Origin of the sequence: Mycolicibacterium agri, assembly GCF_002553505.1 — a bacterium.
Lineage (GTDB): Bacteria > Actinomycetota > Actinomycetes > Mycobacteriales > Mycobacteriaceae > Mycobacterium > Mycobacterium agri.
On sequence record NZ_PDCP01000185.1, the window covers coordinates 1 to 2,335 of the forward strand.

Genomic DNA, 2,335 nt, shown 5'->3' on the forward strand with positions numbered 1-2,335 from the left:
CGGCGGCCCGTCACCCGGATCTGGTGAAGCGCAAGTTCACCGCGACCGCACCGAACCAGCTCTGGGTGACCGACCTGGTGCGCCGCGAGGCGCTGTTTGACCGAGTGGAGGTGAGAGACCATCACGTTCCCGCTGTCGCAGCAGCGGGTTGAAGCTGAGGGCAGCCTGATCCCCGGGACGGGGGTGAGGGTGGACAGCAGCCCTGACAACGACGAGTCGTACCAGAACTGCCAGATGGTGCGGGCTCGGCTAGCAAGACGGAGAGGCATACGTGAGGAACCAGTGTCTGAACGCCCCTCAAGTGCACCCACCAGCCCCGAACCTGGCGGACATGGGCTGGGTCGCACCGCGCACCCACCGGCACAGCGATCTCTGCTGTGCCGGTGGGGAACTCGTGGATTGGAGAATGTCGTCGATCCGGGAGGCCATGGTGAAGGCCTGCGGCGTAGTCATGGCGATGGTGCAGGGGCATAGCTGGATGCCGGTCCCGTCGAACGGTCAACAGTGAACGCGGGAACCTTGCCGCGGGTCCCTTGTGGTGCCGGGCAACCAGCCCGGCGCACGGGGGAAGGTCCGTCGCCGACTGATGCCGGCGGCAGGGGGCGGAGAGCTCGTAGTAGTCGGAGGCCGGGAAAGCCGGTCACAGGGCGAAGGGGCTCAGTTTGATTGCGCAGCAACCGATGCGTGTGAAGGAGTCACCGGTGAATACGGGTGATTCGTGGCCTGCCGATGTCGTTGACACGATGTGGGCGTGGCACCGGGTACTTGCGATGCAGACGAAGCTGCACCGTTGGGCGTCGGCCGATCCCGGCCGTCGGTTCGATGATGTGTTCAACCTCGTGCACGATCCCGCGTTCCTGCTGGCGGCGTGGGATCGGGTACGGGGAAATAAGGGCGGTCGCACAGCCGGTGTGGACGGGGTCGTGCCCCGCAGTGTCCCCACCGAGGATGTGACTGGGATGCTCGCCGAGCTTCGCCAACAGGTGAAGTCCGGACAGTTCACGCCGCTTCCGGTGCGAGAGCGTCGGATTCCGAAGGCGAACGGGAAGACTCGCTCGCTGGGGATTCCGACGATGACCGATCGGATCGTTCAGGCGTCCCTGAAGCTGGTGCTGGAGCCGATCTTCGAGGCTGACTTTCAACCCAGTTCTTACGGGTTCCGGCCTCGACGACGAGCCCAGGACGCGATCGCCGAGATTCACTACTTCACAACGGGAAACCGCTCCTATGAGTGGGTGTTCGAAGGTGACATCAAGGCGTGCTTCGACGAGATCGACCACACCGCTCTGATGGAACGGGTGCGACATCGGGTCGTCGACAAACGTGTTCTGGCGTTGATCCGCTCGTTCCTGAAGTCCGGCGTCCTGTCCGAGGACGGCATCAACAGGGGCACCCACACCGGCACCCCGCAAGGCGGGATCCTCTCACCGCTGCTGGCCAACATCGCCTTGTCCGTGCTCGACGAGCACTTCGCCGCGAAATGGGAAGCGCTCGGACCGTACTGGACACGCGCCAAGCATCTGCGCGCCGGGGGCGCGACGATGAAGCTCATCCGCTACGCCGACGACTTCGTCGTCCTCGTCCGCGGATCCCGCGCCGAGGCTGAAGCGTTATTCGGCGAGGTAGCCGCAGTGCTGACTCCGATGGGCCTGCGCCTGTCGGAGGAAAAGACCCACCTGACCCATATCGAGGACGGGTTCGACTTCCTGGGCTGGCGCATCCAGCGCCGGACCTGGCAAGGACGCGGCGGGATCAAGAAGACGGTCTACACCTATCCATCGAAGAAGTCCGTTGCTTCGATCAAGGACAAGATCAGACTCCTGACCCGTCGGAACGCCCATCGCACGCTCGCAGATCTGCTGCGTCGGCTCAACCCGGCCATCAGAGGCTGGTGCACGTACTTCCAGCATGGGGTGTCCAAGCGGACCTTCTCCTACGTCGACCACTTCGCCTTCTGGCGGATCGTCGGCTGGCTGAAGAAACGCCACCCCAAACTCAACGTGCACACCGTGATCCGCCGCTATCTGCCCGGGTGGCATATCGCGGCGGAGGGCATCGAGTTCTTCCGCGCACCCACGGTCCCCGTGACCCGGTACCGCTACCGAGGAACCCGCATCCCCAACATTTGGGCGAGCACCCCAGCGGCATGAATCAAATGGAGAGCCGGATGCTCAGGAATGGGCACGTCCGGTTCGGAGGGCGGGCCGGGGAAACCCACCAGCTGCAAAGCTGACAGGGCGCCCCGGGCCGACCCCTACACGTTCGTGCCGACCTGGGCCGGAGTGGCTTACGTGTGCTTCATCGTCGATGCCTACTCGCGGATGATCGTCGGCTG

1 protein-coding gene is annotated in these 2,335 nt (G+C 64.5%); it reads left to right on the forward strand.

Translation table 11 applies throughout. The features are described 5' to 3' along the window. Positions 1–701 precede the first annotated feature (701 nt). Positions 702–2,150: a group II intron reverse transcriptase/maturase gene (ltrA, locus tag CQY20_RS33580; protein ID WP_308494436.1), complete on the forward strand. Its 1,449-nt coding sequence runs from the start codon at positions 702–704 to the stop codon at positions 2,148–2,150. The last annotated feature ends 185 nt before the right edge of the window (positions 2,151–2,335 follow it).